This is a genomic window from Streptomyces sp. NPDC041970 (assembly GCF_055588985.1).
This window is the reverse complement of record NZ_JBVJCD010000017.1, coordinates 1-13,698: the sequence shown is the minus strand read 5'-3', so window position 1 is coordinate 13,698 and position 13,698 is coordinate 1. Positions and strand designations below refer to the sequence as shown.

The following is a 13,698-nucleotide window of genomic DNA, read 5'->3' as shown; positions in this document are numbered from 1 at the left end:
CGGGCGAACCGGGTGCCGCCCGCTCGTCGGAGGCGGGGGCGGCCGGTGGGTAACGACAATACGGCGGCGCCCCCGTCCGGAAGGGGTTCCGGACGGGGGCGCCGCTGGTGAGGCTGGTTACAGCCGCCGCGCTCAGAGGCCGAGTTCGACCTCGAACTCACCGGCCTCCAGGATCGCCTTGACCGACGTCAGGTAGCGGGCGGCGTCCGCGCCGTCCACCAGGCGGTGGTCGTAGGAGAGCGAGAGGTAGGTCATGTCGCGCACCGCGATGGTCTCGCCGAGGTCCGGGTGGTCGATGACCACCGGACGGCGGACCGTCGCGCCGATGCCGAGGATGGCCGCCTGGTTCGGCGGCACGATGACGGTGTCGAACAGCGCGCCGCGCGAACCGGTGTTGCTGATGGTGAACGAGGCGCCGGACATGTCGTCCGGGGTCAGGCCGCCGCCGCGCGCCTTGCCCGCCAGCTCGGCGGTCTTCTTCGCGATGCCCGCGAGGTTCAGGTCGCCCGCACCCTTGATGACCGGGGTCATCAGGCCCTTCTCGGCGTCCACGGCGATGCCGATGTTCTCCGAGTCGAAGTACGTGATGGTGCCCTCGTCCTCGTTGATCCGGGCGTTGACGACCGGGTGGGCCTTCAGCGCCTGGGCCGCCGCCTTGACGAAGAACGGCATCGGGGACAGCTTGACGCCCTCACGGGCGGCGAAGGCGGCCTTCGCCTGGTTGCGCAGCTTCATCACCTTGGTGATGTCGACCTCGACGACCGTGGTGAGCTGGGCCTGCGAGTGCAGGGCCTTCATCATGTTGTCGCCGATGACCTTGCGCATACGGGTCATCTTGACCGTCTGACCGCGCAGCGGGGACGCCTCCAGCTTCGGCGCCTTGGCGGCTGCCGCCGGGGTGGCGGCGGCCGGAGCCGGTGCGGCGGCGGCCTTGGCGGCCTCCGCGGCGGCGACGACGTCCTGCTTGCGGATGCGGCCGCCGACGCCGGTGCCCTGGACCGAGCCCAGGTCGACGCCGTTCTCCGAGGCGAGCTTGCGGACGAGCGGCGTGACGTACGCGCCCTCGTCACCCGAGGACGCGGCCGGGGCGGCCGGCGCCGGGGCGGCGGGAGCGGGCTGAGCCGGGGCCGCGGGAGCCGCCGGGGCCTGCGCGGCCGGGGCGGGCTGCGCCGGAGCCGGAGCGGCGGGGGCCGGAGCAGCCGGGGCCGGGGCGGGGGCCGCGGGGGCCTCCTGCTTCGGGGCCTCCTGCTTCGGGGCCTCCTGCTTGGGCTCCTCCTGCTTCGGAGCCTCCTGCTTGGGAGCCTCCTGGGCCGGGGCGGCGGCCGGGGCCGAGCCCTTGGCGCCGATGACGGCGAGCTTGGCGCCCACCTCGGCGGTCTCGTCCTCGCCGACCACGATCTCCAGCAGCACACCGGCGACCGGGGCGGGGATCTCGGTGTCGACCTTGTCCGTGGAGACCTCGAGCAGCGGCTCGTCCTCCGCGACCTCCTCGCCGACCTCCTTCAGCCAGCGGGTGACGGTGCCCTCGGTGACGCTCTCGCCGAGCGCCGGGAGGGTGACGTCGGTGCCCTCGGCGGACGAGCCGCCGGTGGCCGCCTCTGCGGTCGGGGCCGGGGCCGGGGCCTCGGTCTCGGTCGACGGGGCGGTGGGGGCCTCGGTGGCCGGGTCCTCGGCCGGCGCGGACTCCTCGGCCGCCGGCGCGGCCGCCTCGGCCGGAGCGCCGGAGCCGTCGTCGATGACGGCCAGCTCGGCGCCGACCTCGACGGTCTCGTCCTCGGCGACCTTGATGGAGGTCAGGACACCGGACGCGGGGGCCGGGATCTCGGTGTCGACCTTGTCGGTCGAGACCTCGAGCAACGGCTCGTCGGCCTCGACGCGCTCGCCCTCGGCCTTCAGCCAACGGGTGACAGTGCCCTCGGTGACGCTCTCGCCGAGCGCCGGAAGGGTTACGGAAACCGACATGGTTTCAGTTGCTCCTTACGAAAATGCGGAAGTGGTCGGTCGTCGCGCCCGGTGACCGGGGGTCAGTCGTGCGAGTGGAGGGGCTTGCCGGCCAGCGCCAGGTGGGCCTCGCCCATCGCCTCGTTCTGCGTCGGGTGGGCGTGGATGAGCTGCGCGACCTCGGCGGGCAGCGCCTCCCAGTTGTAGATCAACTGGGCTTCGCCGACCTGCTCGCCCATGCGGTCGCCCACCATGTGGACGCCGACCACGGCGCCGTCCTTGACCTGGACGAGCTTGATCTCGCCCGCGGTCTTCAGGATCTTGCTCTTGCCGTTGCCCGCGAGGTTGTACTTGAGGGCGACCACCTTGTCCGCGCCGTAGATCTCCTTGGCCTTGGCCTCGGTGATGCCGACGGAGGCGACCTCGGGGTGGCAGTACGTCACCTTCGGCACGCCGTCGTAGTCGATCGGGACGGTCTTCAGGCCGGCCAGCCGCTCCGCCACCAGGATGCCCTCGGCGAAGCCGACGTGGGCGAGCTGGAGGGTGGGGACCAGGTCGCCCACGGCCGAGATCGTCGGGACGTTGGTCTGCATGTACTCGTCGACCAGGACGTAGCCGCGGTCCATCGCGACGCCCTGCTCCTCGTAGCCCAGCCCCTGCGAGACCGGGCCGCGGCCGATCGCGACGAGCAGCAGCTCCGCCTCGAAGGTCTTGCCGTCGGCCAGCGTCACGCGGACGCCGTCCTCGGTGTACTCGGCCTTCTCGAAGAAGGTGCCCAGGTTGAACTTGATGCCGCGCTTGCGGAACGCGCGCTCCAGGAGCTTCGAGCTGTTCTCGTCCTCGACCGGCACGAGGTGCTTGAGGCCCTCGACGATGGTGACGTCGGTGCCGAAGGACTTCCACGCCGAGGCGAACTCGACGCCGATGACGCCGCCGCCCAGCACGATCGCGGACTTCGGGACGCGGTCCAGCTTCAGCGCGTGGTCCGAGGAGATGATCCGGTTGCCGTCGATCTCCAGGCCGGGCAGCGACTTCGGCGTGGAGCCGGTCGCCAGCAGCACGTGGCGGCCCTGGACGCGCTGGCCGTTCACGTCGACGGAGGTCGGGGAGGAGAGCGTGCCCTCACCCTCGATGTAGTGGACCTTGCGCGAGGCGATGAGACCCTGCAGACCCTTGTAGAGGCCCGTGATCACCTCGTCCTTGTACTTGTGGACGGCCTCGATGTCGATGCCCTCGAAGGTCGCCTTGACGCCGAACTGGCCCGCCTCGCGAGCCTGGTCGGCGATCTCGCCGGCGTGCAGCAGCGCCTTCGTCGGGATGCAGCCGTTGTGCAGGCAGGTGCCGCCGACCTTGCCCTTCTCGATCAGGGCGACGTCCAGGCCCAACTGCGCTCCGCGCAGGGCCGCGGCGTAACCGCCACTGCCACCGCCGAGGATCACTAGGTCGAAAACGGTGCTGGCGTCGTTCGCCACGTCACGTCCTCCATGCATGTGCGCCGTACGCCGGGCCCCGTCGCTGGGGTGTGACCGGCCGGTCGGCTGGTGTTCGGCCGCTTCTGTCTTCGGCCCTGTGATGGGGGCCCTGTCCTGCCGAGAACCCATCTTCGCACTTGTCGGCGACAGGCGGGACGCGGGGCCCGGCTCCGGGGCGCACGATCGTGCGCCCCGGAGGGTTACTGATGCGGAGAGACCGGCGGAAACCGCCGGTTTCGTCGAGAGCGAAACCGGCCGGCCCGCGTGCCGCTACCGGAGGGTGCAACGCGTACGGCCCCGGAACCATGCCCGAGGCCGTAGGAGGGGGACCGGATCAGCCGAGGTCGCCCGCCGCGGTGCGCTCGGCCAGACGCACCAGGGTGCGGACCGCGGAGCCGGTGCCGCCCTTGGGCGTGTAGCCGTACGGGGCGCCCTCGTGGAACGCCGGACCGGCGATGTCCAGGTGCGCCCAGGCGATGCCCTCGCCCACGAACTCCTGGAGGAACACGCCGGCGACCAGGCCGCCGCCCATCCGCTCGCCGATGTTGGCGATGTCGGCGGTGGGGGAGTCCATGCCCTTGCGGAGGTCGGCCGGGAGCGGCATCGGCCAGGAGGCCTCGCCGACCTCGTCGGCGATCTCGTGGATCGACGTGCGGAAGGCGTCGTCGTTGGCCATGATGCCGAAGGTGCGGTTGCCGAGCGCCACCACCATCGCGCCGGTCAGGGTCGCCACGTCGACGATCGCGTCCGGCTTCTCCTCCGAGGCGCGGGTCAGCGCGTCGGCCAGGACGAGCCGGCCCTCGGCGTCGGTGTTGAGGACCTCGACGGTCTTGCCGCTGTACATGCGCAGCACGTCGCCGGGGCGGGTGGCGTTGCCGGAGGGCATGTTCTCGGCCAGCGCGAGCCAGCCGGTGACGTTGACCTTCAGGCCCAGGCGGGCGGCGGCGACGACGGCGGCGAACACGGCGGCGGCGCCGCTCATGTCGCACTTCATCGTCTCGTTGTGGCCGGCCGGCTTGAGCGAGATGCCGCCCGAGTCGTAGGTGATGCCCTTGCCGACGAGGGCCAGGGTCTTCTCCGCCTTCGGGTGCGTGTAGGCGAGCTTGACCAGGCGCGGGCCGTAGGCCGAGCCCTGGCCGACGCCCAGCAGGCCGCCGTAGCCGCCCTTGACGAGCGCCTTCTCGTCGAGGATCTGGACCTTGATGCCGTGCTCCTTGCCCGCGGCGGCGGCCACGGCGGCGAAGGACTCGGGGTACAGGTCGTTCGGCGGGGTGTTGATGAGGTCGCGGGCCCGGTTGATCTCCTCCGCCAGGGCCGTGGCGCGCTCGGCGGCCGCCTTGAGGGCCTTGTCGCGCGCCTTGGCGCCGAGCAGGACCACCTCGGCGAGCGGCTGCCTCGCCTCGTCCGCCTTGGCGGACTTCGCGTCCTTGGGGGCGAGCCTGTTCTCGCCGCCCTGGTAGGCGGTGAAGGCGTACGCCCCGAGCAGCGCGCCCTCCGCGACGGCGGCGACGTCCTCGACGGAGCCGGCGGGCAGCGCGTACCCGGCCTTCTTCACGCCGGTCAGCGCACGCGCGGCGGTGCCCGCGGCGCGGCGCAGCGCCTCGGCGTCGTACGCGTCGTCCTTGTCCGGGACCGGACCCAGTCCGACGGCGACGACGACCGGGGCCTTGAGCCCGGACGCGGCGGGGAGCTTGGTCAGTTCGCCCTCGGCACCCGTGGCGCCCAGGGTCGCGAGGACGGCGGCGAGCTTGCCGCCGAACGCCTTGTCCACGGCCTCGGCGCCCGGCGCGAGGACCAGGTCCCCGGACGTGGGGCCGGTGCCCTTGGCGACGCCGACGACGAGCGCGTCGGCGCGCAGCGTCGCCGCCCCGGTGGTGCTGAGAGTGAGAGCAGTCACGGTGGTGGAATCTCGCTTCCGTTGAGTTCGGCTTCGGTCGAGGGGTGGGCCGACCATGCCCGGCGCATCGCAGGCGCCCCTGCGATGTGCCGGGAATGAGCCTACGCGCGTGGTTCCTGCTCCGTGACGCGGGCGGGGCCGTCCACCCGGTCGGGGGGCGGTCCGGCCTGCTTGCCCGCTGGTCAGGGGCCGAGCGAGAGCACCACCAGGGCCGCCGTCGCCGCGGTCTCCTCGACGCCCCCGAAGACGTCTCCGGTGACCCCGCCGAACCGCCGAACGCAGTGCCGCAGGAGCAGTTCGGCGGCGGCGAGCGCGCCGAGCACCGCGAGCGCGCAGCGCAGCGCCCAGACCGGGTCCAGCGCCCCGCCGGCCGCCGCGCAGAGCGCCGCGGTCGCCGCCGCCGCGAGCACCGCCCGTCCCAGCGGCACCGTGGCCGCCACCGTCGCGCCCAGCCCCTCCGGCCGGGCCGCCGGGACGCCCTCGCGGGAGGCGAGGGTGAGCGCCAGGCGGGCGGCGGTCTGGGCCACGACCGCTCCCACCGCGCCCGCTGCCCAGCCGTCCCCGTACAGCGCGAAGAGGACCGCGACCTGGGCCAGCAGGACCAGGAGCAGGGTGATGACGCCGAACGGGCCGATGTCGGACTGCTTCATGACGCGCAGCGCGTCCTCGGCCGGCTTCCCGCTGCCGAGGCCGTCCGCCGTGTCGGCCAGGCCGTCCAGGTGCAGCCCCCGCGTGAGCGCGGCCGGCACGGCGACGGAGGCGACCGCCGCGAGCAGGGGCCCCGAGCCGGCCAGCAGGGCCAGGGAGCCCAGCGCGGCGGCGAGCACTCCCACGACGAGCCCGGCGAGCGGGGCGCAGAGCATTCCCGACCGTGCGGTCGCGCGGTCCCAGCGGGTCACGCGGACCGGCAGCACGGTCAGGGTGCCGAAGGCGAAACGGAGGCCGTGGCTGTTCAGGGAGGTCACCGCGCGCAGGCTAGCCGTTGACGCTCACCGACAGAAGGGGCGAAACCCGACGAACGCGTGGAAGCCCGGCGCATCGGGGCGGGTGGCGTGGGTCACGGGCGGCGCGGCGGCGCTGCGGGGTCGGGCACGTGCGCCGTCGCACAGGCCGGTACGCCGCCCGTCGCCGCGTACGACGGCGCCGACCGCGGGGCGCCGGCGCACGCCGGTCAGACGCCGCCGGCGGCCTTCGCCGCGCCTTCGCCGGAGGGCTCCCCGGCCGTCCGCCCGGCCGCCTCCCCGCCCGGCGGGTCACCGGCGCTCGGGGCGTCCCCGGCCTCGTCGGCCTCGTCGGCCCCCGCGGAGTCCTCGGAGTCCGCCGCCTCCTCCTCGGGGCGCTCGGGCAGTTCGGCGGCGAGCGCGGCGGCGGCCTGCACCAGCGGCAGCGCGAGCAGCGCTCCGGTGCCCTCGCCGACCGTCAGGCCGTGGTCCAGCAGCGGGGTCAGCGCCATCCGGTCCAGCGCCTTCGTCTGCGCGGGCTCCCCGCTGACCTGGCCGGCCAGCCACCAGTCCGGCGCCCGGAACGCCGCCCGCTGGGCCACCAGAGCGCAGGCCGCCGAGACGACCCCGTCCAGGATCACCGGCATCCGGCGGACCGCGCTCTGCAGCAGGAACCCCGTGATCGCCGCCAGGTCCGCGCCGCCGACCGCGGCCAGCAGCTCCACCTGGTCGCCGAGGACCGGCCGGGCCCGGCGCAGCGCGTCCCGGATCGCCGCGCACTTGCGCATCCACACCAGGTCGTCGATGCCGGCGCCGCCGCGCCCGGTCACCACGGAGGCGTCCGTCCCGCAGAGCGCGGCGACGAGGGTGGCCGCCGCCGTGGTCCCGCCGACGCTGAGGTCGCCCAGCACCACCAGGTCGGTGCCGGAGTCCGCCTCCTCGTCGGCGATCGCCATGCCCATCCGCAGCGCGCGCTCGGCCTCCTCGGCACTCAGCGCGTCCTCGACGTCGATCCGCCCCGAACCCCTCCGCACCCGGTGGCGCACCACGGACTCGGGCAGCAGCTCCGGATCGCAGTCCAGCGCGGCGTCCACGATCCGCACCGGCACCGAGAAGCGCCGCGCGAGCACCGCGGCCGGGCTCGCCCCGTCGAGGACGGCCCGGACCAGCTCGTACGCGCTTCCCGCCGGCCGGCCGGAGACGCCCAGCTCCGCCACCCCGTGGTCACCGGCGAAGAGCACCAGGCGCGGCTGCTCCACCGCCCTGACCGGCACGGAATGCTGCGCGACGGCGAGCCATTCGCCCAGCTCGTCGAGCCGGCCGAGCGCTCCGGGCGGAACGATCAACCGCTCGCGCCGCTCCTCGGCGTCGCGGCGCACGCCCCCGTCGGGGCGTTCGATCAGGTCGGAGAAGTCGTCCAGGTTCACGGAGGTCTGCCTCGCGGGTCGTCACGTCGGGGTCCGGTCCGGGAACCCGGCGGCGGGCTCCTGCCGGAACAGTACCGGTCGGCCCGCCCGGGCAGCCCCGGCCCGCGTCACGGCCCCGCGACGCACACCGGCGGACCCGTACGGCGCTCCGCCCCGCGACGCACACCGGCCCCCGCCCCGGACCCGTACGCCGCAACGCCCCGCAACGGCCCCCGCCCCCCCCGTACGGCGCTCCGCCCCGTAACGGACACCGCCCCGCCCCCGTACGACGCTCCGCCCCGCAACGGCCCCCGCCCCCGCCCCGCACCAGCGGTCACCCCCGCAGGACCAGCACCTCGCCCGCCACCACCAGCAGCACCTCCTCGCACTCGGCCGCCACCGCCGCGTTCAGCCGCCCCAGCTCGTCCCGGAAGCGCCGCCCCGCCGGGGTCGCCGGGACCACCCCCGACCCCACCTCGTTGGTCACGAGCACCACCTGCCGCCGGGTCCCGCGCACCGCGCCCACCAGCTCCGCGACCCGCTCCCGCAGCGCCGTCTCACCGCCGTCCCGCCAGCGCGCGCCCTCCCACGCGCCCACCCGGTCCATCGCGTCGGTCAGCCACAGCGACAGGCAGTCGATCAGCAGCGGCGGCCCGTCCTCGGCCAGCAGCGCCGCGACCTCGCAGGTCTCCTCGGTCCGCCAGGCGCCCGGCCTGCGCTCCCGGTGCAGCCCCACGCGGGCCGCCCAGTCCGGGTCGCCCTCGCGGCGGCCGCTGGTCGCCACGTACACCACGTCCGGGTACGACTCCAGGCGGCGCTCGGCCTCCAGCGACTTCCCCGACCGCGCGCCGCCCGTCACCAGCACCCGGCGCGGCACGTCCGGCACCGCGTGGTACTCGCCCACCACCAGCGTCGTCCCGTCCGGCACCGCCCGCGCCCCCGCCGCCGCGAGCCGCCGGTCCAGCGCGCGGCCCGCCGGCACGTCGTGGTCCAGGTGGACCGCGATCACCTCGGTGGTCGGGCCGACCGCCCCCGCCCCCCGCAACCGGGCCACCGCGTCGGGCCGCCCGACGACGTCGCAGACGACCATGTCGTACGGCCGCTCCGCCCGCTCGGTCAGCCCCGCGGGCGCGGCCCCCGGCGGCAGGTACAGCAGCCGCTCGCCCTCCGGCGCGCTCACCTCGTACCCGGTGCCCGGCGCGTCCATCGGCACCGCCCGCACCCGGTGGCCGCTGATCAGCGTCAGGACCTGGCCGTCCGGCACCCGGCCGGCCGGCGGCAGCACGGCGGGCAGCTCGACGGCCGGCCCGTCGTGCGGGTGGGTCAGCAGCACCTGGCGGACCGCGCCCAGCGAACGCCCCGCCCGCGCGGCCGCGAACTCCGCTCCGGGGGTGAGGTCGAGCAGCAGCGCGTCGTCGACCAGCAGGGCCGCGGCGGCCCGCGCCCACGGGCCGCGGGCCGAGGCGCAGGCCGCGCAGGGGCAGGAGGGGCGCGGCAGCCCCTCGGGGGCTCCGGTGCCGAGCAGTGTCAGTTCCACCCCCCGATCTTCCCGTGTCCCCGCGCCGGGTGCGCGCCCGGCTAGGCTTCGGGCAGCAACGTGACCCAGGAGGCGGACATGGCGTGGACGTGGCGGTTCGAGAAGTCCGACGGTACGGAGACGGAGCCGGCGACGGAGCCGGAGGAGTTCACCACCCAGGGCGACGCGGAGTCCTGGATCGGTGAGCACTGGAAGGAACTGCTGGAGGGCGGCGCCGCCCAGGTGACGCTCTTCGAGGACACGACCGAGATCTACGGTCCGATGAGCCTGCGGGCCGACGACGCCTGAGCCCCGGCGGCACGGGCGGCACGCGCACGGCGCGACAGGGCGGGCGGCACGGTTCCTCGTGCCGCCCGCCCTGTCGTGCGACGCCGTCCGGCTCAGATCTCGCCGAGCGTGACCTCGGCCGTCCGGCGGTCGTCGTCGCGGGTGTAGGCCACCGTGACCTTCCGGCCCGGCTTCTCGCCCGCCAGCGCCTCGGCGAGCGAGGTGATGGTGGTGACCTGGGCCTTCCCGAGCTTCGTGATGATGTCCCCGGCCCGCAGCCCGGCCCGGTCCGCCGCGCCGCCCCGCTCCACGCTGACCAGCGCCACCCCGGCCGGGCGGTAGGCGTCGTCGACGACCGTGCGGCCGGTGGTGTTCAGCGCGGCCCGGCCCGAGTCGGTGACCCGGCCGTCCTTGATGATCTGGTCGGCGACCGTCCGCACCATCGAGACGGGGATCGCGAAGCCGATGCCCGGAGCCGCGCTGTCGCCCATCTGCGGGTCGGTCGCGGCGAGGGTGGGGATGCCGATGACCTCGCTGTCCAGGCTCACCAGCGCCCCGCCGCTGTTGCCGGGGTTGATCGCGGCGGACGTCTGCACCATGTTGGCGATCGTCGCCCCCGTGCCGCCGCCCGCCCGGCTCTCGCTGACGGTCCGGCCGAGCGCCGAGACGATGCCCTGGGTGACGCTGCTGGACAGGCCGAGCGGCGAGCCCATCGCCATCACGATCTGCCCCACCTCGACCTCGTCCGCGTCGCCGAACTTCGCGGGCTTCAGCCCGTCGGGCACCTCGTCGAGCTTGATCACCGCCAGGTCCTGCTCGGGGTAGGCGGAGACCAGCGAGGCGTTCAGCACGGCCTCCCCGGTGGCCACGCTGACCTTGAACCTCTTCTCGTCGCCGACCACATGGGCGTTGGTGACGATGTGGCCCCGGTCGTCGTAGACGACGCCCGAACCGAGGCTGTCGGAGGCGTCGATCTGCACCACCGACGGCAGGACGTCCTCGATGACCTTCTTGTAGGCGTTCTCCAGATCGCCGGGGGAGCCCGACGGGTCGCCGGTCGCGCGGGCCGCGGCGCCGCGCACGGTCTGCGACGCGCCGGACTCGGGGGCCGCCGGGCCGGACCCCGCGCAGCCGCCCGCCAGGACGATCGCGCAGACGGCGGCGGACAGGGGGAGCAGCGGCCCGCGCGCACGGCTGCGGGAGGGGGAGGCGTCCATGCCCGGAGTGTCCATATCCGGAGTCTGCCGCGCCCACCCTTTCGAGTGCCCGCGCTGATGGGCCGAACGGGCCCGGAGGGAGCCGCGCGTCAGCCCCGTACGCCGCACAGGTGCAGCAGCGCCGCCACGCCCCGGTACGGGTCGGTCCGCCCGGCCCGGTCCTCCAGCGCCAGGACGCGCTCCAGCTCGTCGGCCGGCGGCTCCGCGCCGTCCGCCACGCCGTCCGTGAAGACCCGCACGCCGTACCAGGCGTGCAGCGGCGCGGCGATCCCGGCGAGCGTGGCCCGCAGGGCGTCGAGCCGGTCGGCCCGGACGGTGAGGCCGCGCGGGTCGGTGTAGGTGGCGGTGTCGAAGGCGGCCAGGGCCGCCGCGTGGTCGCCCGCGAGTCCGGGGCGCATCGCGAGCGCGTCCGCGTTCCGTACGAGCAGGGAGAGCAGGCCGCCGGGGGCCAGCATCCGGGCCAGCCCCGCGAGCACGGGGTCCGGCTCCTCGACGCGCATCAGGACGCCGTGGCACAGCACCACGTCGAAGCTGCCGGGCAGGAAGTGCACCCCGGTCTCCCGGCCGTCGCCCTCGATGAGCCTGAACCGCTCCCGGATGCCCTCGGGCTCCGTCGCCAGGGCGGCGCGCACCGCCCCGAGCAGTTCCGCGTCCGACTCCAGGCCGGTCACCGAGTGGCCGGCCCGTACCAGCCGCAGCGCCTGGGTGCCCCGGCCCATGCCGACGTCCAGGACGCGCAGCCGCCGCCCGACCGGGAACCGCCCGGCTATCTGCTCGTCCAGTTGCCGTGCGACGAGCTCCCGGCGGACCGCGTCGCGTACGCCGCCGGTGCCGACCGGCCACGCCGGGGGGACCCCGGTGGAGCCGGATGCCTCCGTGCTCAGGGCCGCTCTCCGCGCTTGACCTGCGGCTTCGGGAGCCGCAGTCGGCGCATCTGGAGCGTGCGCATCAGGCCGTACGCCACGGCTCCGCGCTTCGGGGTGTCCGGGAAGCGCTCCCGGAGCTGCTTCTTCAGCCGGATCGACAGGCCGATCGAGTCGATCACGATCAGCACGATCACGCCGAGCCAGAGCAGCAGCGAGATGCTCTGGATGTTCTGCACCTGGATCACGCTGAGGACCAGGATGATCACCGCGAGCGGCAGGAACCACTCGGCGACGCAGAAGCGGGAGTCCACGAAGTCGCGGACGAAGCGCCGGACCGGTCCCTTGTCGCGGACCGGCAGGTAGCGCTCGTCGCCCGAGGCGAGGGCCTCGCGCTGCCGGGCGAGGTCGGCGCGGCGCGCTTCGCGCTGCCTCTTGACCGCCGCCTTCCGGTCGACCGGCGTGGTGGAGGCGCGCTTGCGCTGCGTCTCACTGCGCTTGGGGGTGGGGCGACCCTTGGGAGCCTGCGGGTCGCGGGGCTGCTTGGAGAGGTCCGCCGTCACCTTGTCGGTGGGGGCCTTCTCTTCCTTGGCACGGCTACGGAACACAAAACCCAAGGGTACGGGGTCGGCGGACGGGCCCGTGGACCCGGCCGGGCACGATCCGGCAACGGACCCGGCCCGGCCGGCCGCCGGAGCGGGGCAGAACGGATGTTTACCGTCCGTTTCGCCGCCGGCCACCGCGGCTCGGGGCCTTCGCATCCACCCTGGGCGGGAGCGCCCGAGGGGCGCAGTCGTTCTTGGGTAGGAGCACATCCGCACCCGAACAGTGCGGTAATAGAGGCAGGGCCCGTACTGTGGGTTCTATCCGGAGTGCTGGAGTTCAGCCCGTCAGAAGGGGGCGCGCGAAGCCCATGAGCGGTGTCATGAAGCGTATGGGGATGATCTTCCGCGCGAAGGCGAACAAGGCCCTCGACCGGGCCGAGGATCCGCGCGAGACCCTTGACTACTCGTACCAGAAGCAGTTGGAGCTGCTGCAGAAGGTGCGGCGCGGCGTCGCCGACGTGGCGACCTCCCGCAAGCGCCTGGAGCTGCAGTTGAACCAGTTGCAGGGCCAGTCGGCCAAGCTGGAGGACCAGGGCCGCAAGGCGCTGGCGCTGGGCCGCGAGGACCTGGCGCGCGAGGCGCTGTCGCGGCGCGCCGCCCTCCAGCAGCAGGTCACCGATCTGGAGACGCAGCACACCACGCTGCAGGGCGAGGAGGAGAAGCTCACCCTCGCGGCCCAGCGGTTGCAGGCCAAGGTCGACGCCTTCCGCACCAAGAAGGAGACGATCAAGGCCACCTACACGGCGGCCCAGGCCCAGACCCGGATCGGCGAGGCCTTCTCCGGCATCTCCGAGGAGATGGGCGACGTCGGCCTGGCGATCCAGCGGGCCGAGGACAAGACGCAGCAGCTCCAGGCGCGGGCCGGCGCCATCGACGAACTGCTCGCCTCCGGCGCCCTGGACGACCCGACCGGCACGGCGAAGGACGACATCGCCGCCGAGCTGGACCGGATCTCCGGCGGCACGGACGTGGAGCTGGAGCTCCAGCGGATGAAGGCCGAGCTGGCGGGCGGCTCCTCGTCCTCGCAGCAGGCCATCGAGGGCGGCGCGCAGGGCGGTGCGCCGCAGTCGCAGCAGTCCCCGCACAAGTTCGACAAGCAGTGAGGACGGCGTCATGATCGTACGGATCATGGGGGAGGGCCAGGTAGAGCTGGCCGACAGTCACCTCGCCGAGCTGAACGCGCTCGACGACCTCCTGCTCGCGGAGATGGAGAGCGGTGACGGCCCCGGCTTCCGCACCACCCTCCACGCGCTCCTGGACAAGGTGCGCGAGCTGGGCGCGCCGCTGCCGGACGACTCCTTGGAGCCGTCCGAGCTGATCCTGCCCGCGCCCGACGCCTCCCTCGAAGACGTACGGGCCATGCTGAGCGACGACGGGCTCATCCCCAACTGACACCCGTACCGGGCACGCCCCCCGCCCCGCGACCGGTCCACCGGCCGCGGGGGGGGGGGCCCCCCCCGGGGGGGCCCATGGCCGGTTCCCCGTCCCCAAGCGGGGGAGTTGCATCTTCTCAAGAAAACGAACGATCACCGGGGCCGCCGTGCCAGTTCTC

General features: G+C 74.4%; 12 protein-coding genes. 3 read left to right on the top strand and 9 right to left on the bottom strand.

Going from position 1 to position 13,698, the window contains the following annotated elements:
- Window positions 1–132 precede the first annotated feature (132 nt).
- The 6 genes from sucB to ACZ6EJ_RS11655 all read right to left on the bottom strand — a co-directional run bounded on the left by sucB (window position 133) and on the right by ACZ6EJ_RS11655 (window position 9,194).
- Window positions 133–1,962: a 2-oxoglutarate dehydrogenase, E2 component, dihydrolipoamide succinyltransferase gene (sucB, locus tag ACZ6EJ_RS11680; RefSeq protein ID WP_469266434.1), complete on the bottom strand. Its 1,830-nt coding sequence runs from the start codon at window positions 1,960–1,962 to the stop codon at window positions 133–135.
- A gap of 62 nt (window positions 1,963–2,024) precedes the next feature.
- Window positions 2,025–3,413, bottom strand: a complete 1,389-nt coding sequence (gene lpdA, locus ACZ6EJ_RS11675) for a dihydrolipoyl dehydrogenase (RefSeq protein WP_469266433.1) — start codon at window positions 3,411–3,413, stop codon at window positions 2,025–2,027.
- A gap of 334 nt (window positions 3,414–3,747) precedes the next feature.
- Window positions 3,748–5,310, bottom strand: a complete 1,563-nt coding sequence (locus ACZ6EJ_RS11670; protein WP_469266431.1) for a leucyl aminopeptidase — start codon at window positions 5,308–5,310, stop codon at window positions 3,748–3,750.
- Between the two features lie 182 nt (window positions 5,311–5,492).
- Entirely contained in the window at window positions 5,493–6,275 is a 783-nt protein-coding gene (locus ACZ6EJ_RS11665) for an adenosylcobinamide-GDP ribazoletransferase (protein ID WP_469266430.1), read from the bottom strand.
- Between the two features lie 206 nt (window positions 6,276–6,481).
- Window positions 6,482–7,678, bottom strand: coding sequence for a nicotinate-nucleotide--dimethylbenzimidazole phosphoribosyltransferase (gene cobT, locus ACZ6EJ_RS11660; RefSeq protein ID WP_469266429.1), 1,197 nt, complete (start codon window positions 7,676–7,678; stop codon window positions 6,482–6,484).
- Window positions 7,679–7,991: 313 nt separating this feature from the next.
- A complete protein-coding gene (locus ACZ6EJ_RS11655; RefSeq protein WP_469266427.1) occupies window positions 7,992–9,194 on the bottom strand; it encodes a bifunctional adenosylcobinamide kinase/adenosylcobinamide-phosphate guanylyltransferase in 1,203 nt (400 codons plus the stop codon).
- A gap of 78 nt (window positions 9,195–9,272) precedes the next feature.
- Here ACZ6EJ_RS11655 and ACZ6EJ_RS11650 point away from each other — a divergent pair, with 78 nt between their 5' ends.
- Entirely contained in the window at window positions 9,273–9,482 is a 210-nt protein-coding gene (locus ACZ6EJ_RS11650; RefSeq protein ID WP_469266536.1) for a hypothetical protein, read from the top strand.
- A gap of 92 nt (window positions 9,483–9,574) precedes the next feature.
- Here the strand turns inward: ACZ6EJ_RS11650 and ACZ6EJ_RS11645 are convergent, their stop codons facing one another.
- The 3 genes from ACZ6EJ_RS11645 to ACZ6EJ_RS11635 form a co-directional block, all read right to left on the bottom strand.
- A complete protein-coding gene (locus ACZ6EJ_RS11645) occupies window positions 9,575–10,678 on the bottom strand; it encodes a S1C family serine protease (protein WP_469266426.1) in 1,104 nt (367 codons plus the stop codon).
- Between the two features lie 89 nt (window positions 10,679–10,767).
- On the bottom strand, window positions 10,768–11,460 hold the full coding sequence (locus ACZ6EJ_RS11640) for a methyltransferase domain-containing protein (protein WP_469266534.1): 693 nt from the start codon (window positions 11,458–11,460) through the stop codon (window positions 10,768–10,770).
- 98 nt (window positions 11,461–11,558) lie between these two features.
- Window positions 11,559–12,149: a DUF3043 domain-containing protein gene (locus tag ACZ6EJ_RS11635; RefSeq protein ID WP_469266425.1), complete on the bottom strand. Its 591-nt coding sequence runs from the start codon at window positions 12,147–12,149 to the stop codon at window positions 11,559–11,561.
- 317 nt (window positions 12,150–12,466) lie between these two features.
- On the opposite strand from ACZ6EJ_RS11635, the gene ACZ6EJ_RS11630 reads away from it, so the two are divergent.
- The gene (locus ACZ6EJ_RS11630) at window positions 12,467–13,249 is read left to right on the top strand and encodes a PspA/IM30 family protein (protein WP_469266424.1); all 783 of its coding nucleotides are present in this window, start codon (window positions 12,467–12,469) and stop codon (window positions 13,247–13,249) included.
- 10 nt (window positions 13,250–13,259) lie between these two features.
- The gene (pspAA, locus tag ACZ6EJ_RS11625) at window positions 13,260–13,538 is read left to right on the top strand and encodes a PspA-associated protein PspAA (RefSeq protein WP_469266423.1); all 279 of its coding nucleotides are present in this window, start codon (window positions 13,260–13,262) and stop codon (window positions 13,536–13,538) included.
- Window positions 13,539–13,698: the final 160 nt, after the last annotated feature.

Coding starts and splice junctions, on each gene's coding strand:
- ACZ6EJ_RS11650 (WP_469266536.1), top strand. CDS start 9,273: ATGGCGTGGACGTGGCGGTTCGAGAAGTCCGACGGTACGGAGACGGAG.
- ACZ6EJ_RS11630 (WP_469266424.1), top strand. CDS start 12,467: ATGAAGCGTATGGGGATGATCTTCCGCGCGAAGGCGAACAAGGCCCTC.
- ACZ6EJ_RS11645 (WP_469266426.1), bottom strand. CDS start 10,678: ATGGACGCCTCCCCCTCCCGCAGCCGTGCGCGCGGGCCGCTGCTCCCC.
- sucB (WP_469266434.1), bottom strand. CDS start 1,962: ATGTCGGTTTCCGTAACCCTTCCGGCGCTCGGCGAGAGCGTCACCGAG.
- pspAA (WP_469266423.1), top strand. CDS start 13,260: ATGATCGTACGGATCATGGGGGAGGGCCAGGTAGAGCTGGCCGACAGT.